At 47.1% G+C, this 21,083-nt stretch carries 25 protein-coding genes; 3 read left to right on the top strand and 22 right to left on the bottom strand.

Annotated elements, in window-relative coordinates; translation table 11 throughout:
- The first annotated feature begins 109 nt into the window (after positions 1–109).
- Positions 110–595, top strand: a complete 486-nt coding sequence (locus HPY31_RS01895; protein ID WP_172137953.1) for a hypothetical protein — start codon at positions 110–112, stop codon at positions 593–595.
- Between the two features lie 120 nt (positions 596–715).
- Here the strand turns inward: HPY31_RS01895 and HPY31_RS01890 are convergent, their stop codons facing one another.
- From HPY31_RS01890 to prsW, 17 genes are all read right to left on the bottom strand, one after another.
- A complete protein-coding gene (locus tag HPY31_RS01890; RefSeq protein ID WP_172137951.1) occupies positions 716–982 on the bottom strand; it encodes a stage VI sporulation protein F in 267 nt (88 codons plus the stop codon).
- 78 nt (positions 983–1,060) lie between these two features.
- Positions 1,061–2,113: an NAD(P)H-dependent glycerol-3-phosphate dehydrogenase gene (locus HPY31_RS01885; protein WP_216675402.1), complete on the bottom strand. Its 1,053-nt coding sequence runs from the start codon at positions 2,111–2,113 to the stop codon at positions 1,061–1,063.
- 13 nt (positions 2,114–2,126) lie between these two features.
- Positions 2,127–2,729 (bottom strand): glycerol-3-phosphate 1-O-acyltransferase PlsY, encoded by a 603-nt coding sequence (gene plsY / locus HPY31_RS01880; protein WP_016740013.1) that lies wholly within the window; start codon positions 2,727–2,729, stop codon positions 2,127–2,129.
- 15 nt (positions 2,730–2,744) lie between these two features.
- The gene (gene der, locus HPY31_RS01875; protein WP_172138898.1) at positions 2,745–4,058 is read right to left on the bottom strand and encodes a ribosome biogenesis GTPase Der; all 1,314 of its coding nucleotides are present in this window, start codon (positions 4,056–4,058) and stop codon (positions 2,745–2,747) included.
- 53 nt (positions 4,059–4,111) lie between these two features.
- Complete coding sequence (locus HPY31_RS01870; RefSeq protein ID WP_172137949.1) at positions 4,112–4,294, bottom strand: capping complex subunit for YIEGIA; 183 nt, start codon at positions 4,292–4,294, stop codon at positions 4,112–4,114.
- Positions 4,295–4,297: 3 nt separating this feature from the next.
- Entirely contained in the window at positions 4,298–5,203 is a 906-nt protein-coding gene (locus tag HPY31_RS01865; protein ID WP_016740010.1) for a YIEGIA family protein, read from the bottom strand.
- A 7-nt stretch (positions 5,204–5,210) separates the two neighbouring features.
- Positions 5,211–5,846, bottom strand: a complete 636-nt coding sequence (locus tag HPY31_RS01860; protein WP_172137947.1) for a YphA family membrane protein — start codon at positions 5,844–5,846, stop codon at positions 5,211–5,213.
- An 84-nt stretch (positions 5,847–5,930) separates the two neighbouring features.
- A complete protein-coding gene (fni, locus tag HPY31_RS01855; protein ID WP_172137945.1) occupies positions 5,931–6,983 on the bottom strand; it encodes a type 2 isopentenyl-diphosphate Delta-isomerase in 1,053 nt (350 codons plus the stop codon).
- A 76-nt stretch (positions 6,984–7,059) separates the two neighbouring features.
- The gene (gene rpsA / locus HPY31_RS01850; RefSeq protein ID WP_016740007.1) at positions 7,060–8,232 is read right to left on the bottom strand and encodes a 30S ribosomal protein S1; all 1,173 of its coding nucleotides are present in this window, start codon (positions 8,230–8,232) and stop codon (positions 7,060–7,062) included.
- A gap of 185 nt (positions 8,233–8,417) precedes the next feature.
- Positions 8,418–9,011, bottom strand: coding sequence for a lysophospholipid acyltransferase family protein (locus HPY31_RS01845; protein ID WP_087348367.1), 594 nt, complete (start codon positions 9,009–9,011; stop codon positions 8,418–8,420).
- Positions 9,008–9,679 (bottom strand): (d)CMP kinase, encoded by a 672-nt coding sequence (gene cmk / locus HPY31_RS01840; protein WP_172137943.1) that lies wholly within the window; start codon positions 9,677–9,679, stop codon positions 9,008–9,010. Before cmk ends, HPY31_RS01845 begins: the two co-directional genes overlap by 4 nt.
- A gap of 157 nt (positions 9,680–9,836) precedes the next feature.
- A complete protein-coding gene (locus HPY31_RS01835; RefSeq protein WP_371811656.1) occupies positions 9,837–10,028 on the bottom strand; it encodes a hypothetical protein in 192 nt (63 codons plus the stop codon).
- 16 nt (positions 10,029–10,044) lie between these two features.
- Positions 10,045–10,728, bottom strand: a complete 684-nt coding sequence (locus tag HPY31_RS01830) for a flagellar brake protein (RefSeq protein WP_172137941.1) — start codon at positions 10,726–10,728, stop codon at positions 10,045–10,047.
- A gap of 113 nt (positions 10,729–10,841) precedes the next feature.
- A complete protein-coding gene (gene ypeB, locus HPY31_RS01825; RefSeq protein ID WP_172137939.1) occupies positions 10,842–12,209 on the bottom strand; it encodes a germination protein YpeB in 1,368 nt (455 codons plus the stop codon).
- A 32-nt stretch (positions 12,210–12,241) separates the two neighbouring features.
- A complete protein-coding gene (locus HPY31_RS01820) occupies positions 12,242–12,901 on the bottom strand; it encodes a cell wall hydrolase (RefSeq protein ID WP_172137937.1) in 660 nt (219 codons plus the stop codon).
- Positions 12,902–12,926: 25 nt separating this feature from the next.
- Positions 12,927–13,085 (bottom strand): hypothetical protein, encoded by a 159-nt coding sequence (locus tag HPY31_RS01815; RefSeq protein ID WP_012686124.1) that lies wholly within the window; start codon positions 13,083–13,085, stop codon positions 12,927–12,929.
- A gap of 20 nt (positions 13,086–13,105) precedes the next feature.
- Positions 13,106–13,780, bottom strand: a complete 675-nt coding sequence (gene prsW / locus HPY31_RS01810) for a glutamic-type intramembrane protease PrsW (RefSeq protein ID WP_012686123.1) — start codon at positions 13,778–13,780, stop codon at positions 13,106–13,108.
- Between the two features lie 82 nt (positions 13,781–13,862).
- Here prsW and HPY31_RS01805 point away from each other — a divergent pair, with 82 nt between their 5' ends.
- Entirely contained in the window at positions 13,863–14,834 is a 972-nt protein-coding gene (locus HPY31_RS01805) for an asparaginase (RefSeq protein ID WP_172137935.1), read from the top strand.
- A gap of 642 nt (positions 14,835–15,476) precedes the next feature.
- On the opposite strand, the gene HPY31_RS01800 is transcribed toward HPY31_RS01805, so the two are convergent.
- On the bottom strand, positions 15,477–16,766 hold the full coding sequence (locus tag HPY31_RS01800) for a Glu/Leu/Phe/Val family dehydrogenase (protein WP_007723992.1): 1,290 nt from the start codon (positions 16,764–16,766) through the stop codon (positions 15,477–15,479).
- Between the two features lie 310 nt (positions 16,767–17,076).
- Here HPY31_RS01800 and HPY31_RS01795 point away from each other — a divergent pair, with 310 nt between their 5' ends.
- Positions 17,077–17,820 (top strand): PIG-L deacetylase family protein, encoded by a 744-nt coding sequence (locus HPY31_RS01795; protein WP_172137933.1) that lies wholly within the window; start codon positions 17,077–17,079, stop codon positions 17,818–17,820.
- A gap of 72 nt (positions 17,821–17,892) precedes the next feature.
- Here HPY31_RS01795 and HPY31_RS01790 read toward each other — a convergent pair whose 3' ends face one another.
- From HPY31_RS01790 to HPY31_RS01775, 4 genes are all read right to left on the bottom strand, one after another.
- Complete coding sequence (locus HPY31_RS01790) at positions 17,893–18,492, bottom strand: genetic competence negative regulator (protein ID WP_007723994.1); 600 nt, start codon at positions 18,490–18,492, stop codon at positions 17,893–17,895.
- A gap of 344 nt (positions 18,493–18,836) precedes the next feature.
- Positions 18,837–19,751, bottom strand: a complete 915-nt coding sequence (locus tag HPY31_RS01785; protein WP_172137931.1) for an NAD(P)/FAD-dependent oxidoreductase — start codon at positions 19,749–19,751, stop codon at positions 18,837–18,839.
- 50 nt (positions 19,752–19,801) lie between these two features.
- Positions 19,802–20,494: a LysM peptidoglycan-binding domain-containing protein gene (locus tag HPY31_RS29120; RefSeq protein WP_172137929.1), complete on the bottom strand. Its 693-nt coding sequence runs from the start codon at positions 20,492–20,494 to the stop codon at positions 19,802–19,804.
- Positions 20,491–21,069, bottom strand: coding sequence for a CPBP family intramembrane glutamic endopeptidase (locus HPY31_RS01775; protein ID WP_172137927.1), 579 nt, complete (start codon positions 21,067–21,069; stop codon positions 20,491–20,493). The genes HPY31_RS29120 and HPY31_RS01775 overlap by 4 nt, the downstream gene beginning before the upstream one ends.
- Positions 21,070–21,083 lie beyond the last annotated feature (14 nt).

The raw sequence follows: 21,083 nt of genomic DNA, 5'->3' as shown, positions 1-21,083 counted from the left end.
TTTGCTTTATTATACCATATTTCCCCCTCATCGTCTGACGCTTGCGAACCTAATACTAGACATTCGCATAGACTATCCTGATGAATTCGCCCATTGGAGGGATGAAACGTTGAGTAATAAAGTAAGTAATCGAAAATGGCGGAATCCATACGCGCCGATACCCAGCAAAAAATTAAGCGACCAAGTCGAAAATGTCTCCCTTTCTATTTCACCGAAAAAAATTCTGCCCGCGGTTGATTTGCGCACCTCTGTTTCGAAAATGCGCCATAATATCAAAGGGATCGGTAGCACGATTCGGCAGGTAGAAGACACGATGGATTCGTTGTACGGGGCGATGGAGATGATTGAGAACCTCGGAAAACGCACACCTGAGCCTGAAGTTGTTGCCGAAAAGCCTGCTACTGCTGGCAAACGCAAAGCTGCTCCAGAGCCACAAAAGGCTGCAGAAACAACACCCCCGCAGGAATCAGGCTTAGGCAACCTTTTGGCCAATATAGATATCGGGCAATTACTGGGGCTCCTGCAATCCCCTTTGGTCCAGAACCTGATTACACAGGTAAGCGGCAACACCAAGGAACGAAAAAAAGAGGGATAAGATCCCTCTTTTTTTCTTGCAATCTGTAGGTCAGCCATGTCCCTGTAGAGCCATGATTGTTCCTAGTCTTACTGTATGACGGTTTTTGTTGCAGGTAACGGGCATAATCGCCCATTTCTCTTATTTGAGCAGCTTGGTCAAGGTCGACATGTCACCCAGATTGATTTCCTGATTGCGAAACATCTCAATGACCTTATCTTCCTTTTCAGGAGTTAATTGCTTGCCACTAAGGGTAGCGAGCGTGCGAATGATTTGACGCAGCTTGGTCTCGTCTTCAAAATCACTGCGCTTGACCTGACCGGCTAGTGAGCGAAGCTTTTCTTCATCGACATTTTCCGTTGCTTTCCCTTGCAAGCGCTCAAAAAGTCGTTTCGATATATTATTCATGTGAAATCTCCTCCTGCACATGGGCTTTCACCCTATGGTATGTGCAGAAGCCTAAATCGGTGATACTTCATTCATGACTTATTCGGCATCGGGATTGAGGTACGCCATTTCAAAGGTTTTTCCGCGCCCCATCAGTTCTTCCACACCTTGACGAGCTTCTTTTCCTTCAAACAGCATGCCATACAGAACCGTGGTGATTGGCATTTCAACCTGCTCGCGTTGCGATAAGGAAAAGGCTGCATTTGTCGTGCGAACGCCTTCGACAACCATCCCCATCTGTGTCAGTACGTCATCGAGTTTTTTTCCTTGTCCGAGCATATAGCCTGCACGCCAGTTTCGGCTGTGTTTACTCGTACATGTGGCAATCAAATCGCCAACACCAGCCAAACCTGAAAACGTAAGCGGTTTAGCACCGAGCTTGATGCCCAGACGGCTAATTTCCGCCAAACCACGGGTTAACAGGGCTGCCTTCGCGTTATCTCCATACCCTAAACCATCCGACATCCCTGCACCAAGTGCAATGATGTTCTTCAACGCTCCAGCGATCTCAGCGCCAATCAGGTCCGGGTTGGTATACACACGAAAATTCGTATTCATTAGCAAATCCTGAGAACGCAGCATGCTTTCTTCCGATTCAGACGCCATCACAACTGTCGTTGGTTGCCGTTTGACTACTTCCTCGGCATGGCTTGGTCCTGACAACACTGCCAATCTGGACGCAATCTCTTTCGGCACCTCTTCCGTAATGACTTCTGACATTCGCTTCAAGCTTTGCAATTCAAAGCCTTTTGTCGCATGAATCAAAAGGACATCCGGTTCCAGGTGCGGAGCCACTTGCTGACAAATTTGGCGCATGGCATGGGAAGGAACAACGAGAAGAACAATGCGCTTCCCTTCTACAGCCTCTTGAATGTTGGTCGTCGCCACTATGTTAGCTGAAAGCTTTTCTCCCGGCAGGTATTTCTCATTCACATGCTTGCTGTTTATTTCCTCTGCCAGCCTGGTATCCCGTACCCAAAGCGTGACCTGATGACCGTTGTCCGCCAAGACTGTAGCAAGTGCCGTTCCCCAGCTTCCGGCACCAATCACCGTAACATTTTGAATCAATACGTCCCCCTCCACTTTTCTCATGTCCGTTCGTACATTATCCCAGCTTCCGGTTGGACTTGTCTCCTAGTTTTCGCTCGTTACCTGAAAGAAGATTGCGGATATTATTATAATGACGAATGTAAGCAAAGATTGCGATCGCCAAGCTCGCCCAAATAAAGGAAATAGGTTTGTCCAACAAGTAAAGGGTAAATGGAATAACCGTTACGATAACCAATGACCCTAATGAAACAAAGCGAGTGATCGCAATGACTGCGACAGCCATCACGGCAGCAATCAAAAATGCCAAGGGAGAAAACCCTAATACGACACCTAGCGTGGTCGCAATGCCTTTCCCTCCGCGAAATCCAAAAAAGATTGGCCAATTGTGACCCGCGATAACAAACAATCCTGCCACTGCGTATGCTGCCGGATCCCCCGTCATCAGGTGAGTCAGTCCCATTGCAGCTATTCCTTTTAATGCATCAAGAAGGAGAACGGCAATGCCGGGCCCTTTTCCTAACACCCTGAGGGTATTGGTTGCACCGGCATTTCCGCTGCCATGAGAACGAATGTCAATTCCTGCGACTTTTTTGGCGATAAGATAGCTAAAGCTAATAGAACCGATTAAATAGCTAAGCACCCAGGATAATAACACCATGGCGTTTTTCTCTCCCTACGTTTTTTTCCGTGTCCAGATTCTAACTGGTGTGCCTTCAAACACAAATGCTTCACGGATCTTATTCTCTATGTAACGTTCATAGGAGAAGTGCATGAGTTCCGGATCGTTCACAAACAGAATGAACGTCGGCGGTTTCACCGTTGCTTGTGTCGCATAGTTGATCTTCAAGCGTTTGCCGCGATCAGATGGTGGAGGCGTACGGATCGTCGCATCTGTTACCAAATCATTGAGAACCGCGGTAGGAATGCGCATCGCATGTGCTTGAGCTACTTCATTGACCTTCGGTAGAATCGTATGGACACGTTGCTTCGATTTTGCAGACACATACAGGATCGGAGCATAATCCAGGTATTTAAACTCTTCGCGAATCAATTCTGTGAAGCGTTGCATCGTTTTGTCGTCTTTTTCAATCGCGTCCCATTTGTTCACGATAATAATGACACCACGGCCAGCCTCATGTGCATAACCTGCGATTTTCTTGTCTTGCTCGATAATGCCCTCTTCCCCGTTAATGACAACAAGAACGACATCGGAATCCTCGATGGAACGCATCGCACGCATTACACTGTATTTTTCCGTTGTTTCATACACTTTTCCACGCTTGCGCATACCTGCCGTGTCTACAAGAATGTAGCTTTGGTCATCACGCTCAAATGGCGTGTCGATCGCATCACGGGTCGTTCCAGCAACCTCACTGACAATGACTCGCTCTTCACCGAGAATCGCATTCGTCAAGGAAGACTTCCCGACGTTTGGACGACCGATGATGGATACACGAATAACATCGTCTCTCTTCTCTTCGTCATCCTCTGCTGGGAAATGCTGAACCACGTCTTCCAGCATATCGCCCAAACCAAGACCATGGCTACCCGAGACAGGGAATGGTTCGCCTAAGCCCAGGGAATAAAAATCGTAAATATCCGCGCGCATTTCCGGATTATCCGCTTTGTTCACTGCGAGTACGACAGGTTTTCCCGTCCGATTTAGCATCCGTGACAGTTCAACGTCCGCATCTGTCACACCTGTACGGCTATCTGCAATCATAATGATGACATCTGCTTCGTCAATCGCAAGCTCTGCCTGGTAACGCATTTGTGTAAGAATCTCGTCGGTCTCGCCAAACTCAATTCCACCGGTATCAATCACATGGAAAGTATGAGTTAACCATTCACCTTTCCCGTACAGGCGGTCACGGGTTACTCCCGGCATATCCTCCACGATCGCGACTCGTTCGCCAATCAATCTGTTAAAAATCGTGGATTTCCCCACGTTGGGTCTCCCCACAATGGCTACCACTGGTAATCCCATAATCAACAACACTCTCTCTCATTTACGTTTTGACTAGCTAATCATACCATACACTACTTATGCCGAACAATGATTAGGGTATCGGCGCTCACTTCATGCACCATCCCGTCTAGTATCTTTTCCAGCGTGAAAGCTGTTTGTTGCATAAGCTCCGTAGTAGACTCGATAAAAATCGGCACACCACCCGCTACCCTGTCTTTGTTCGTCGTAATCACCGCCAAGATGACTCCTGTCATGGCCTACAGCTCCTTTTTCACCATTCTAGTCTTCGTTGGCATTCGGAAGACGCTTTCGAGAATCGGGACTGCACGAATGACGGACGTTGCACGTTCCACATCTTTTTCTTGCGGCAATAAAAATACACCCATTCTCCCCGACTTTATATCACGTTTTACCAAGGGTGTCAGCGAAGGCTCTCCCGTATCGGTATATACGCCGAGTTGCGTTGCGGCATCGTGCAAAATCGCTTGTCGCTGTCCAGGGTGGGCAAGCGTGACCTTGGCATTGGCATCCCGCGGTGTCAGAATAAAACCAACGCCATGCTCACGTATGATCTCTTGAGCATCTGCCAACCCGACGTTCATGATGTAAATGTCGTTCACATACAAGTCTCTTCCTTCCATTCTCACTTCCCCCGGCTCGATCTCTGCAATCAGCGATAGAGTTTTCCCAGAGCGCAGCTTGCGAGAAATCAACAAGGCGATGACACCTGCAATGACACCTCCCCACCAATGAAAGAGAATGGTAGCCGTCGTTGTCACCAAAGAGGTAAACATGACCATGTAATTGCGCCCTTCAAACACCATTGCAATTCCTTCGATATAGGGGCCACCACGGGGCACCAGCTCCAGTTTATCGATCTCATTAAGCGTATTGCGTTCCATGTTCCTGACATCACGGAATTGTTGAGCAGCCAACGTCAAAAATGTGACTGCCGTGTAATTCTCCTTGAGCAGAGCAGGAATCGCTAACGCTCCGAGCGCGGATGCGATCACCCCAAGTGAAACGTGAATAATTTTTCCGTGGGGATAGGTTGGATATTGTCGATAATCTGTTCGCAAAAGATGAATCCGGCACAAAATGCCGAATAGGAAACCCAGAACTAACGGAAACACATAATCATATGCTAGCAATCCCTTCAACACCCTAGCGTCACCTACCCGTATCGGAATGGGAAGACTCTGTTTCTGTTCTACCAAGGATACGACGAATCGCAGACCAGACTATGCTGACGAGAACCCATAGAGATAGGCTACTCCACAGCAAATCTTGCGCATACTCGGATCCCCACTGGCAAGAACCCGACAATTTCCAAAAATATAGCGAATGTATCGCATCTGCGAGAGGCAAGGAGAGCATCAGCTGAAACAACTGTCCCAGATGTGTTCTGCTCATCAAAAAAATGGTACTGACTCCAACAGCAGGTACGATGATCCGCTCATCCCAGAACAGCAAGATCGGATCGGTAAAAAACAGCCAGCGCAACCAAAATAGCAAAAGGGCCGTTGCCAGCGCACTCAGCAAGTACAATCTGCGTATTTTAGACATGAGCTTGGTGTAAAGGACAATGCTTGCGATCAGTGGCAATACAGTCCCACTTAGACTAACTTGAATAGGGGCAAAATAGATTTTCCAGCTAACAAACGTACAAATTAAAAATGCGCTGATCACTGTGAGCACTCGTCTGCGTTCCATCTTCATGTTTCGCAGCTGCAAGTCAAAGCTTCCCATCCAGACAAGACACAGCAAAGACCACTGGATAAGGATCGCAACGGTTCCCTCGTTCATGTTCATCTCCTCAAAATGATGGTCGTCTCCCCAAAAGTATGCCTCAACCAAGGAAATTTCATGAATCGAATGCTCGTCCACTACCTAACGTTGCGCCAGTCTCTCTAATTGCACATGACGAAGTCTCGCTCTCTCTGCTGTTTTTCCCGTGATCATAACAGGAGTACAAACAGCGTCAGCCAGACCCTTTAGTCCTAGTGCCGTCATCGCTACACGAATTTGATGATGCCATCTGTCGACGGTAGACAAGCAATCTTCCAGGGATTCGCGTTGAACCAGACGTAGCATTGCCCCTGCCATCCCGACAGCGGACGCACCTAAAGTAGCGGCTTTGACTACATCAAGTCCATGACGAATTCCACCTGTTGCTATGTATGACATTCCAGGATGACCGACAGCATTCGCTTCCAGCAAGCTCTCCACTGTCGTGAATCCCCAATCCTCGAACATGGCATTTGGCTGATCGTTTCGCATATTTTCGACTTCAGCAAAATTTGTTCCGCCTCTTCCACCCACATCGATTGTTCTGATCCCGATTTCTATGAGCTTCTCGATTGATTCCTTTGCCATTCCAAAGCCGACTTCTTTGACGATAACCGGCACATCCAGACTCTCCCTGATCGCCTGAATCCGCTCGAGATAGCCGCGAAAATCCCGATCCCCCTCTGGCATTAACAGCTCTTGCATGACATTCAGATGGATTTGTAGTCCGTTCGCTTCCATCATCTCCACCGCTGCTATTGCCTGCTCCACAGTCGCCTCTGCCCCCACATTTGCAAATAAGATTCCCTGTGGATGTTCCCTCCTGACAATCCGATAGCTATCCGTAACATCTGGATCACGCAAAGCGGCCATTTGTGAGCCAACAGCCATCGCCAGATTTCGTTCCCTCGCAATGATCGCCAGTTTTTGATTGATCTGGGTAGTCCCACTAGCTCCACCCGTCATCGCATTAATCATGATCGGTGAGGGGAGTCTCAAGGATGCGATCTTGGTGTCCAGTGAGGTTTCTGCAAGCGCTGCGTTCGGCAAGCTGTTCGGAACGAAGCTGACATCATCAAAACTATTTGCACCATTTTCCCCGGTGATAAGAGCATTTCGAATATGGTCCAATTTTCTAATCGAACGACGATCCATTGTACCCCTCCTAGACTTTCGCTCTCAGAAAAAAGGGATACGCCAGAGCGTATCCCCATGAATCTTCCTTTTTATCTTACTTGAACTTGTCTTTCAGATCACCGAACAACTCACCCAATGTCACGCCCATTGGTTGGTTGTTTTCTTGCGTGAATTGTTGCTGTTCACGCTTGCTTGCACGTTCTGCCTGCTCCACACGGTCTTCTTCTACTGCACGGATACTGAGGCTAATGCGTTGTTCTTGTGGAACAACATCCAAAACCTTCACCTGTACCTCTTGACCCTCTTTCAACACCTCACTAGGTGTATTCACCCGACGATTTGCAATCTGAGAGATGTGTACGAGGCCTTCGATTCCAGGTGCCAGCTCAATAAATGCACCGAAGGACACCAGACGTTTTACCGTTCCATTCAAAATAGAGCCCGCTTTGAAATCTTCTGCAACACTCGCCCATGGACCTGCTTGCGTTTCCTTGATGCTAAGGCCAATGCGCTCGTTTTCACGGTCAATTTTGAGGACCTTCACTTTTACCTTGTCGCCTTCTTTCACGACATCGGACGGCTTATCTACACGGTTCCAAGCAAGCTCAGATACGTGAACCAATCCATCTACACCACCGATATCCACGAATACGCCGAAATCGGTCATGCGCTGAACCGTTCCTTCCAATACTTGACCCACTTGGATTTTATCCATAATGGATTGCTTTTGCACTTTTACTTCGTCTTCCAATACCGCTTTGTGGGACAGGATGACTTTGTTCTTTTCCTTATCCATTTCTACTACTTTCAAAGCCAATGTTTTGCCTTTGTAGTCGGAGAAATCTTCAACAAAATGACGCTCTACCATGGAAGCTGGAATGAAGCCGCGAACGCCTACATCAACAACAAGGCCGCCCTTCACTACTTCTTTCACAGTCGCTTCAATGATTTCACCCGCTTGCATTTTTTGCTCAAGATCAGACCAAGAGGATTCCATTGCTACTGCTTTCTTGGAAACAACGAGCTCTTCTTTCTCATCGTTTAGCTTGATGACTTTCACTTCGAAAGTATCACCAACCGCAACTACATCAGATACCTTTTCAACATGCAGTGGAGACAGTTCGCTGATAGGAATCAGACCATCGTACTTGTAACCTAGATCTACAAGCGCTTGTTTGTCCTCAACTTTTGTTACGGTTGCCTTTACCACATCTCCTACGGAAATGGTCGTTGCATCCGTCAAGCTTACGTTCGTTTCTTCCATCATTCAAAAGACCTCCTTAATACCATCCAGTCCCAAACGTCTATGTACAGGTTGTGTACAACCTCACTACACGAAGCGGGAGCATGTATATTTTTAACTGTCGCCTGATGGCTGGCAGTTAGTACTGATGAAGCCAGTAAGTTCCAGCAGTTTTAGTATTCGTCCCTTTAGCAATTCTATACCGTTTGCTAAGAGAGATGCTGGTTTCGTAATTGCTTGATGTGCTCCATAATCAGATCGCTTGTTTCCTTCAACGTATCAGCGCTTGATTTGGCCTCGCGCAGTTGAGTCAGATCGATCGGTTTACCGTAAACGATCTTGATGGAACGAAACGGTCGATATGGCCCAATAATGGCTACCGGAATGACCGCAGCTTCTGACTTGAGAGCAAACATCGCCACACCTGGCATCGCTTCCCCTGGTTCCCCTGTTTTGCTGCGGGTTCCCTCAGGAAAGATTCCAAAGATTTTTCCATCTTCCAGCAATTTGAGAGTCGTGCGAATGGCCGCACGATCTCCTGCACCCCGTTTAACCGGAAATGCACCGAATTTGGTAATGAGAAAGGATAAGACCGGAATTTTGAACAGCTCTTCTTTGGCCATGAAAAGAACCTGACGTTCGATGCCACTCCCGAGAAGAGGTGGATCCCATAAAGAAATGTGGTTGGCACAAAGGATCACTGGGCCTTCCTTAGGTATATGTTCACGCCCGATCACTTGCCAACGAAAGACAAGCGAAAAAATGATGCGAAAAAAACCTCTGAATAAACGATAGTAACTCAATGGGTTGACTCTCCCGTTCGCTCGCAGATTTGCAAGATGCGATCGACCACCTGATCAATGGTCATTCCTGTTGTGTCTACCAAAACGGCATCTTCCGCCTGACGCAACGGCGCGACTTCTCTCTGCATGTCCCGTCGATCTCGCTCTTCGATTTCTTTTTCCAGCTCAGCCAAGTCTGTCTGGGTACCTTTTGCGAGTAGTTCCTTCCAGCGGCGTTCTGCACGCTCTTGAATGGAGGCCGTCAGAAATATCTTCACGTCAGCGTCTGGCAAAACATGAGTACCGATATCTCTGCCGTCCATGACGACATTGCCTTGCGTCGCCAATCGTCGCTGGAGCACAAGCAATTGTTCACGTACAGAACCGTAGCTCGCTACAATGGAAGCGTACTGGCTCACTTCTGTGGAACGTATCCAGCTCGTGACATCGATTTCATTCCAGTATACATGTTGCTGTCCGTTTTCCCGAACTAGTTGAACCTTGTTTTTTTGCAAAAGTTCGGAAACTGTAGACTCATCGCTGATAGGGAGCTGATGATGGTGGACTGCCCAAGCCAGGGCACGATACATGGCACCCGTGTCAATGTACACGTATTCCAGTTGACCCGCTACTTTTTGGGCGACAGTGCTTTTGCCTGCTCCCGCTGGTCCATCAATGGCAATGTTCATTACTTCTCACCTGCTATGTACGTTAGTTCGGATGGGAATAAAACAAGAAAAGCTTCTGTCGAAGCCCTTTCCCATTCTTTGTGTGATGAAAAACGATACAAGACCGTTTTCTATGTTATCTATAATAGTACCATAGTATGGAAGCATGCGCAAACCTTTAGGGCTCTCTGGACACGCCTTCCAAGCGTTCTGTTTCGATTAATACTAATCTTGCGGGTACGTACTGAATGAGGACTTCACCTATTGTCAGTATAATCGCACATACGACAATTCCAATCATGATGCCTTTTTCTACCCGTTTGGAAAAGCTGCGAAAACGATCGTTGTACTGACTGGTCAATAGGGTCACTTCCTCTGATGAAGCGTCAATCCACAACGCCTTTTTTGCGAAGCTCTAGCTGTCTCTCGTAACACGCTCTAACCACTTTTGCACGATCTTGCTCACTGATCTGGGTGAACTTACCCGAAATCCATTGGTGCAAACCTTTTTCTTCCGCCGGTTTTTGTCTGACAATTTCCATCACAACAAAAGCATGTTGAACCTGTCCATTTTTACTTGGAAGGGAAATCCAGACGTGCAAGTTATCTTTTTCCTTTAAATGATAGCTTTCCTCACAGCTAAAAGACAGCCCACCACCACTGATATCTAACGTTCGTGCTAGAAAATGATAACGGCGAATCGGATCATCCAGTTTGACTGCGATGTCTACTGTGGTGTCAATTCTCAAGTAGTTTCGTCGCTGTGTGCGCACAATCTCCTCTTTAGCCGGCAGTTGCAGAAGCAGAACAGGAATGTGATTGTTTTGTCTGCCGACAATCGTAGAGCGGAATTCATAGCGTGAGCCATCCTCACCAACATACCAAACCAAGCATTCTGTCCCTGGTTGAAACACCCCAGTTCGTCCAGTGTTTTCGCTGGTCGGCAACTCGATAGAAGCTACATCCTCCTTCAAATCAGCCACACGGCTTTTGAAGGTTTGCAGCTCCGTTTCTTCTGAGGAACTCGTGAAGTTTAGTCTTATTATTTGTCCTATTCGTGGAAGCATCATAAAGTAATTGTTCCTCCCCTTCCTATCACCCTTTCCATTATATACCCTTTTGTTTCGAATCAGCAAATAGGGAAAGCCGCTAAAAAACTAGCTTTCCCCCTATTTTTTTAACACTATTGTCCTTCGTTCTGTCCCGATCCCGTTTCCATTTTCACAACTTCTTCTTCTTCTCCATTCAAGGCATTGATGTAGACCATGTACGAATTCCCTTCAAAGCTGCCTGTCATTTCCCACGCCAGCACTTCTTTTCCATCGTTTTTCCCTTCGATTAGGGCAAGTCGCTGATCCGTCACTTTTACACTCGGATTGACTTTTTTCCTTGCTTCTTCTTTCGAGAGGCGGGGCTTGGAGAGAATTCTCTTTTTGTGATTAAACAGATACTCCGTCGAATTATAGGCAGTAACCTCTCCGTTGTCCAACGCAATCTCAACGACCACCCCGTCCGGATAAATTCTGACGCCATCCTGAACTGGCACGAACGTAAAGAGTGCGTTGCGGTCGTAGCTGTCAATCTCAGAGACCTGCATATTGTCAAATCCATGGTTCTGCAAGAACACTCTACCTTTTTCTTCCGCCTGCTTCATGTCCAGCTTTTCCTCGCCAATTCCACGCTCGTTCATCATCCAAACGACTTTTCCACCGCGTTTGGTAACATCGAGGTTAATGCCAGTCTTGTGCCCATTTGGCGTGACATGTACGCTATACGCCGAATATTCCTGCCCCTTGCCATTATCGTTTACTTCTACTTTCGCATCTCCTGGCTTCAACCCGAGAAACGATAGTGCACTCTTCTCTGCTTCCTCTTTTGTAGCTGGTTTGCCATCGATCCCTTTGATTCGCTGCTGCTTTTTCTTATCGAGACTCTGTATTCCGACGCCCCAGTCTAAATCAGGGTATTCCTGCACTTTTTTCTCAATGGTTTGGAATCCGTCAATGATGGAATTGTCCTCTTTGTTTTTATTGGAGGCCAAAGCCGTCTCGACATCCATCCATCTCAATTGTTTGTCCATCGCGACGGTTTGTACCTTGCGCAGCTCATCCTGGATTTCCTTTGCCTGGGTGTGAAGGCTCTTCAATGTCTTGTATTCATTCTGACTCAATGGCTGCTTGTCGAGGTCACGCACAGCGACACGATAGGAAAAATCCGCAACCCTCGACAGCATTTCTTCTGTTTTGTTAAATGCCATCAAGGTCAATGGCAGTTGTCCGACATCCGCTTGTGCCGCATAGGAAAGGCGCCAAACACTCGTCAAGATAGGAGTCATTTGTCTACGCGAGTTGACCACCAGCGATTTGCCAAGCTCATCGTGCAGCTTGTCCACATGATAAGTGAGATCATGGAAAGCCCGTTGGTATGAGTTTTCCGCTTTAATCAAGACTGAGTTCTTCTCATTATGCTCCTGATATCCCCACACGCCAGCGCCTATTAAGGCAACTAGGGCAACGGGAAATAACACGCGTGCTGTTGCTCCATATACCATCCCTTGCCACTCCTCCTTTGATTATGCATCCTTTATCTGCAAAAGATATGCTTCCCGATCTTTTTCACCTGCGGCCTGGTCCAAATCCAACCGGATGTTGCTGTATCCGGATTAAAGTAGTACGTGCAGCCTCCCGTCGGATCCCAGCCGTTTAGTGCATTCTTCACTGCTTTCGTCGCACTTTCATTCGGTGTAAGCCATATTTGACCATCAGCAACTGCTGTAAAAGCACGTGGTTCGAAAATCACAGCCGAGGGCGTATCAGGAAACGTAGGGCTCTTGACTCGGTTCAATATAACGGCAGCGACAGCAACTTGCCCTTCAAACGGCTCTCCTCTTGACTCCCCGTAAACAGCATTCGCCATGATTTTTAAATCATTGTCAGAGACTCGTGAAGGATGGAAGCTGGCCTTGGTTTTAACCGTCTTATCCTTTGCTGCAGGTGCAGCCAACTGCTCCTCTTGTACGGCAGCTACATTCTTTTCCTTCCAGACAGCCTTGTATCCACTCAAGCCCGCTGCCACCAACATCACCAACACACCTGCGATCCAGATTGTACGCACGGCTGAATCCTCCTTGGCATGTATTGAAATCTTTGCATAGTGTTGGTGGAGGAAGAGTGGATTATGCATGTAAATCTGGATATAGAAAAAGACCGATGCTATTTGCATCGGCCCACTTGGATTCGTCACGCTTTTTTAGTTGGGATGGAAAAGATCAGGACTCATCAATCCGAAAATGCTTGTCGTTATCACACAGGCACTGCTTGAACCCTGTTTCTATTTGCCCTCCAGGTTCTCGATGACCACGCAGTGTAAACTTTTCTCCACATACATTGCATTGAATTGTCACTTTTGCTCGATCGGTTTTTAGCACGCACGTCTCCTCCTTACCGTCTATTGTGGACGTGAAGAGAGATTTTTAGAACCGAAATCGTGTGCTCTTTGTACCTTTTTTAAGCCCTGCCACCACAACACAAGCATGAATGGCACAATCACTACCAACCAGTTTTGGACCGCCAAAAAAATCAAGTTGTACAAAGCATGCAAGCCGATCGGCAAGGTAATCGACATCCATAAAAAAAGCCGTTCATGTTTGGCGTCCTTGGAAAACTTAGCCCGTCCGAGATAATAGCCCATCCACACCGCAAACAGCGCATGGCTGGATACGGGTAGAAAGGCACGCCAGATGGCGATATCTGTTCCATTGATAATGAGGTAAAACAAATTCTCCAACGTAGCAAAACCAAGTGACACCGCAACCGCATAAACAATTCCATCGTATGGCTCATCAAATTCGAAATGTTTATAAACCGTAAAATAGATGACCATCCATTTAAAAAATTCTTCCACGACAGCGGATTGGAAAACTTCCGCGACAATGCCATCCCGCCAGTTCCATTCATTCTGCATGATGTACTGTAGTACCATAATCGGTACAACCAGCAGCATACCAAAGATAAACGACCGGATGACCATTGAAATCGGCTCCGGTTCGAGACTGTCACGCAGGTAAAAGTAACTTAAGATGGCGATACCGGGGGCAACTGCCGCGCCGATCAAAGCAATCATCTTTTATTACTCCTTTACACAAGACTATCATTCATCGTACCATGAATAATGGTTGATGAAAACCCGCTACAGGAGAGAGATCATGACAAAAAAAATTTTGGTAGTGAACACAGGCGGTACAATTGCCATGTCTGTCGATGACTCAGAAGGCGTAAAGCCATTGGATGATCAAGCAGTCAACAAAATCCTTCCTTTTTTAGAAAAACACGCGGATGTCACCATGAAAAATGTACTCAACCTACCTAGCCCTCATATGACTCCTGCGATCATGAATCAGCTGCGTCTCGATATTGAGGAAGCCTTTGAACAAGATCATTATGATGGCATTGTCATTACCCATGGGACTGATACATTGGAGGAGACCGCATACTTCCTGGATCTGACTTTGTCGGTCAACGTCCCGATTGTCGTAACCGGAGCCATGCGCAGCAGTAATGAGCTCGGAGCTGACGGTCCAGTCAATCTCATTTCTTCCGTTCGTGCAGCCGCAGATTCCGACAGTTTGAACAAAGGGGTTATCGTTGTTTTTAATGACGAAATTCACGCGGCACGTCACGTAACGAAAACACACACGAGCAATGTCGCTACCTTCCAGTCGCCACAATACGGACCGATTGGAACCATTGCGAAAAAAAGCGTGCAATACCACCACGCCCCATTGGATCGCGAGCATTATGCCATTACTCATGCTGATGCGAATGTCCCGTTGATCAAGGCAGTTGCTGGCATGGAGCCTTCTTGGCTACAGTTTTTATTGGAGCAGCAAATTGATGGACTCGTCGTAGAGGCGTTTGGATTGGGAAATCTTCCACCCGCAATCATCCCTACCCTGCAGCAGTTACTGGACAAAGGCGTACCGATTGTCCTCGTCTCCCGCTGCTACAATGGTCAGGTGCAGGATATCTATGACTATGAAGGTGGAGGCCGTAAGCTAAAAGAGATGGGCATTATCTTCTCCAATGGCTTAAATGGGCAAAAGGCTCGTCTCAAGTTAATTGTAACGCTGCAAAAAACACGGACTTTCAAAGAGCTGCAGCTGTTGTTCGACCAGTAAATCATATGACGTAAGCCTCCTAGTTTTTCAGGAGGCTTTTTTTTCTTAAAAATATAACTTGAACGGTGCTGTTGTGGTGGAGAGGAAACAGGAGAAAACGCTCAGATTCTAGGGCCACCCGCTGTGAGATTGACTGCCCGCCTCCATGCAAAAAGCGAAACCGCGTCCAAAGTAGTCCCTTCGGGATGTGTTTCAGAGGTGGACGCTTAAGAGCATGTTTCGCTTTTTGCATTACGTCTGGGTCGGTGTACCAAAGATCTTCGCTGTTTTCTCCTGTTTCCTCTACGAGCTTTCCATGTTTAACGAGTTTTAAATGACTTAAAAGATTGAAGAATGTGATCAGTTACGATAGAGAAGAATATTTCCAGGCGTAGCGACTTGTGGAGTCCTACCGAGCTCCGAAGGGATTCGCGGGCAAAAGAAACGCAACCGTGCCTTCGCGACGTAGCGGCTACCACTTTTGCGTTTCCCCGCGAATCCCTTCGGAGCGGACAGTCTCAACCCTCAGCAGGACGGAGCCTGGAGCCTAGCCTGGAAATATTCTTCTCTCCACTACAGTCACATCTCAAGCAACCAATAAAAAAGGCCCCGCCAAAACGGCGGAGCCATGTTTTCTCAATATATGGAGGGTTGTTTGAAAAATTATACCCAACCGCGGAAGCGAGAAGCCTCAGCCATCTTGCGGGCACCAACCATGTAAGCAGACAGACGCATGTCAATGCGACGAGTTTGAGACATGGAGTATACATTTTCAAACGAACGAACCATTACTTTTTCCAACTTCTCTTCTACTTCTTCCTCAGACCAGTAGTAGCCTTGGTTGTTTTGTACCCACTCGAAGTAGGAAACAGTCACACCACCAGCACTAGCAAGTACGTCTGGAACCAGAAGAATTCCACGCTCAGTCAAAATCTTAGTTGCTTCCAAAGTAGTTGGGCCATTTGCCGCTTCTACTACGATTGACGCCTTGATGTTGTGAGCGTTTGCAGCTGTGATTTGGTTTTCGATCGCTGCCGGAACCAAAATGTCGCATTCCAGTTCAAGAAGCTCTTTGTTGGTAATCGTGTTGTTGAACAGTTTTGTCACTGTACCAAAGGAATCACGACGATCCAACAAGTAGTCGATATCCAAACCGTTTGGATCATGCAGCGCACCGTATGCATCAGAGATACCTACGACTTTAGCGCCTGCATCATGCATGAATTTTGCCAAGTAACTACCAGCGTTACCAAAGCCTTGTACAACTACGCGAGCACCTTTTACATCGATGTTACGACGCTTCGCTGCTTCACGGATGCAAATGGTTACACCTTTTGCAGTAGCTGTTTCGCGGCCATGGGAACCACCCAGCGCAATTGGTTTACCCGTAATGAAACCAGGCGAGTCAAATTCACGGATACGGCTATATTCGTCCATCATCCACGCCATGATCTGTGAGTTCGTAAAGACATCCGGAGCCGGAATATCTTTAGTAGGGCCCACAAGCTGGCTGATTGCGCGAACGTAACCGCGGCTCAGTCTTTCCAGTTCGCGGAAGGACATTTCACGCGGGTCGCAAATGATACCGCCTTTACCACCGCCATATGGCAGATCGACGATACCTGCTTTGAGGCTCATCCAGATAGAAAGTGCTTTAACTTCATCCTCAGTAACTTCCGGGTGGAAACGAATGCCCCCCTTGGTCGGACCTACTGCATCGTTGTGCTGTGCACGATAGCCCGTAAATACCTTTACTTCGCCATTATCCATGCGAACCGGAATACGTACAGTCAAAACGCGTAGCGGTTCCTTCAAGAGTTCAAACATCGATTCTTGGTAACCTAGTTTCTCCAGTGCTTCCTTGATCACCGTTTGAGTTGAATGGAGCAAGTTCAATGATTCTTGCTTTTCTTTCCCTTCGGTGCTTTCGGTTACCACGTCTTGATTACCCATTACTTACCACCTCAAAAATGTTTTCGGTCAATGCCGCCTTTAGTATACACGCTTGTATCATTTATGAGAAGCTTAAAAATGTTTTTTTTCCATTTCGAAAACGTTTTCGTGCCTTGTTTTGCATAATCATTCAATTATTTACCATCCATTTTGAAATCGCTTTTACAGACGCCGTTTTGTAGCAGTAGCTTCAAATGCACGTCCAGCCATGCTTCTATTGTCCCCAAACTTGTTTCTTTCATTACAGGATTAGTGAATTTATGCCATAATGGAAAAGGTAATGTGGAAGTTTATTCATGGAGGTGTTTTTATGAAAAAAAAGTCTATTTTGTTTATCTTTGCCCATCCCGATGACGAAACGTTTGCTTGTGGGATTTCCATTTCCAAATATAGTGAGACCAAAATGGCCAGCACACATCTATTATGTGCAACAAAAGGGCAAGCAGGAAAAGCTGGCGAACCACCGTTGTGCACACCGGAAGAACTCCCCCGATTTCGCGAGCAGGAGCTTCGCGACGCTTGTGCCATACTTGGATTCGATCAGGTAGACGTCTGGGAATATCAGGATAAGTTCCTAAACACAGTGCCCGTAGATGAGCTCGTTACTCGTATCCACCAGGCTATTCACCGGATCCAACCGGAAATCGTCGTCACGTTTGCACCGCATGGCATCTCCGGACATCCTGACCATTTGGCGATTAGTCATGCTACCACCCAGGCTGTCCTTTCTTTAGGCCCAGAAACGGGTGTGCGAAAGCTTTATTATGCGACTCGCTCATCCGACGAAGGATTTGGTACGATGAAGCCACCCTTTACAGATCCAATCGAGAGCATTACGACGATCATTCACGCACCTGAATATATGCCGAAAGTAGCTGATGCCTTGCGGGCACACAAAACACAGCACTTATCAGTCGAGCGCGTGTTTCCAGGTGTAACAAAAGGCGAGCACGATTCTGTTCCGCCAAACAATCATTACATCTTGGCTTGGCACAGCCTTCCGAACTATACCCTTCAAGGTAAAGAGGCTGATTTTTTTGACGGCCTAGCATAATCGATACAGACAGCAACAGCACCTAGTTGGTTGACTAGGTGCTGTTTTATATTCCCAGACATTTCTTTTTGATTACGTGAAATGCCTGCATATTTCTTTTACAGCATCGTCGGCAACGATCACTTTCCCGTATTCTTCCAACACATAAATCGTTATCGGCGTCGCTTCTCCGTACTCAGAGAGGATCGCAATTAGCTTGTGATAACGCTCCTGATCCAAGTCGACTTCCTCCAGCACCAGATGATATTTCCCCTGGTAGAAGTAGGCAGCTCCGCCATTGGTCAAAAGGGCGTTAATGCGGTGGGCGGCTTCAACCATATGCTCAAAGTCCCGGAAGGCATACATGATCAAATCGCTTTCTTCCAATGTTACCTCTAGCTCGTATACATCCTCGTCTTCGAATTCTTCCTCTTTTCCGTCCTTTGAGCCCGTCTTGCCACGCGTTACGATTACGACCATTCCCTGAGCTGGCAAGGCGAACACTTCAACTGCAACAGGCCCAGATACCTCAAACCCTAATTCGTGATAAGCCTGTTCCATCATGTCGTTGAACAGTTCATGAACTTTAGGAATGTCACGCCACATGTCTTCTTTTTCTATCCCGCGCTCTGAGAGGTCGTCAAAAGTTAAAAAGATTCGTATTTTATCTTGACCAAGGCGTTCAACACGCATGACTGTCCCTCCTCGCCATCCAGTCGTACTACAAAATATGATGGTAAGCCTGTAAGAGTTCTCCACATTCTCCGGCGAATACCTGTTGGCATTCATCCATTTTTTGATGGACTGGAAAATACGGGGTAGTCCTATCATATCACATTTAGTTACTGGAACAAAGCTACCATGACACCTACGCAGCATACGCCTGCCGATGTCGAATCCACTCACTTCCTGCGCTTTCCCAGGAAAAGTTCCCTTTATTGTTCTTCTTCTGTATTTATATTTGGTTCTGCTAGTTCGGGTTCCTTCTCGTTCATAGAGGTTTGTACATGAAAAAACGCCCAGAATCAGGCGTTTTTCTACATCTCCCATTCACGCAGCCGCTTTTGAATCCAAATGGCCGCCTGTGTCCCATCTCCCATGGCAATCGACACTTGCTGAGAATGCTCATTGATATCGCCAACAGCCCAGATGTTGGGATGATCCGTTTCTTTTGTTCGCGGGTTCGTTTGGATGTGGCCTTTTTCATGAATTTGCACGGAAAAACCACGTAAAAGCTCTGTCAATGCATGAGCACCAGGAAAAGCAAGAAATGCTCTTTCTACAGACAACTGTTCACCTGAAGAGAGCTCGATTTCTTGCAATTGCCCCGTCGTATGATGAAGAGCACATACTTTTTCCCCCCGATACATAATCCCTCGCTTGCTCAGTTCAGAGACAACCTGCCTATCCACCTGCACTTCTGCATGGTTAATAACTGTTAACCTGTTTGTATAATAAATAAGTTCGTCTGCCATCGAAACAGCGTGTGGGCCCGATCCAATGATTGCCGTGGCTTTGTCAACTGTTTCATAGCCGTCACAGTCGGGACACAAGAAAATCGATATCCCTACACAATCGGAGAAGCCAGGGATGGCTGGGAACGGATCACGTATGCCGGTTGCCAAAACCAGCGTTCGCGAAGTAAGCGTATGTATGCCACTTTTTGTACCTATCGAAAATAAGCCGCTTGGGTCGGTTGAAAGCTTGGTTACCTCATCTGTTATCAAGATTGCTCCGTATTTTTGTGCTTGCTCCTTGCCCGCATGACGCAAAAAATCGCCACTAACCCCTTCCGAAAATCCGAGGATATTTCGGTAGGCTTTGGCGATTGTTGATCGACCACCTGGCATGTCAATGACTGCAACGCGTCGAAGGCATCTTGCAAGTTGAATGGCAGTTTGAAGCCCTGCAATCCCGCCGCCGACAATGACTGTATCATACTCCACTTGCATCCACCTACTTATCCTTTTCCCGATAGCATGACCAGTGGAGCACGATCTCATTACTGAACGAGTGGAACCAAAACAACTCTTCCTTCGACGAGCCCTGCTTCTGAATGAAGCCCGTTGTATTTTGCGATTCGTCTTACGTTCGAGTTATTTCCATAGTACTTTCGGGACAGCATAAACAACGTTTCGCCCTTCTTCACCACATGCTTGACGATCTTTGATTTTGTTACAGGTGGTGTTGAAGCTGGTTTTCCCGGTGCAGCTACTGTGCTAGGAGAAGTACTCGTGATCTGGTTTGTCCTGCTTACAGTTGTACCAGTCGAAGTTTTGGCTGGAACTGGGCTTACAACAGCTGTCTGTACGCTTGTTGTCGGCTTCACCATCGGTTCAACCGGCTTTGATTCGATCGTTTTCGCTTTGTCAGGAGGGGTGGTCACACTTGCATTGGAATCAAGCGTAGGAGTAAGAACGACGGATGCAGGCTCCTTTTCTCCTGCCTTGCTCCCATGCGAGGTGGTAATGCTTTTGCTAACTCCCTTCCCTTCAACATGTTTCACTTCAACACTACCAGAAGCTGCTGACTCATGTGGGATATTGGCCCTGTACAACTCAAAACCAATCAACCCGAAAAAGACGAATCCAAACAAGTACAATCCCGGTTGAATCCACTTTTTAAACGAGAACGACGCTTTAGGGCGAGTATGACGGGAGCGTCGGGGTGGTAATGGATTATGCTCAAGATTCACTCTTCCTCCCCCTTTTTCTTGATTGTTTTTTGTAGATAAAATGCTAACATGACGTCAATAAGGATATGAGCCACAATCGAGGGCCAAAGGGACTGATAATGGGAAAACAAGAGCCCCAAGACCAAGCTTGTACCAAATACACTTATGATCATGAGCGGTTTTTTCAAATAACGGACGTGGATCAGTGTAAAAATAAGACTGCTCCAAAAGTTCCCGGTAAGGGATTGAATGACTCCACGGAATAGCCATTCCTCTCCCACCCCTACTACCATACAGACGAGAATCGTGGTGGATGGTAACATAGAGCCAAAAACTTTTTCATTGATACGGTCATCATCCTGCCATCGCTTTGGCAAGTAACGATCCATCACTATACTCGCGATGATAATACCTGCGGCTACAAACACGGCCCACAGTAGGGCATTCCAGCCTGGCAAAGTAAACAAGGACAGAGTAGCATCCCAGCCCAGCACTAAAAAGCTACCGGCAGCAGCCACTCCCATCACGATTCCTTGTGTCAACCATAGATTCAGCCGAAGAGTGGCTTCATCCACCTCTAGCCGATCTTCCCTCACTCGATGTTTCTCTC

It is taken from the genome of Brevibacillus sp. HB1.3 (assembly GCF_013186635.1).
Taxonomy (GTDB): Bacteria; Bacillota; Bacilli; order Brevibacillales; family Brevibacillaceae; genus Brevibacillus; species Brevibacillus brevis_D.
The sequence above is the reverse complement of the archived record's forward strand: the minus strand, read 5'-3'. Positions and strand labels throughout refer to the sequence as shown.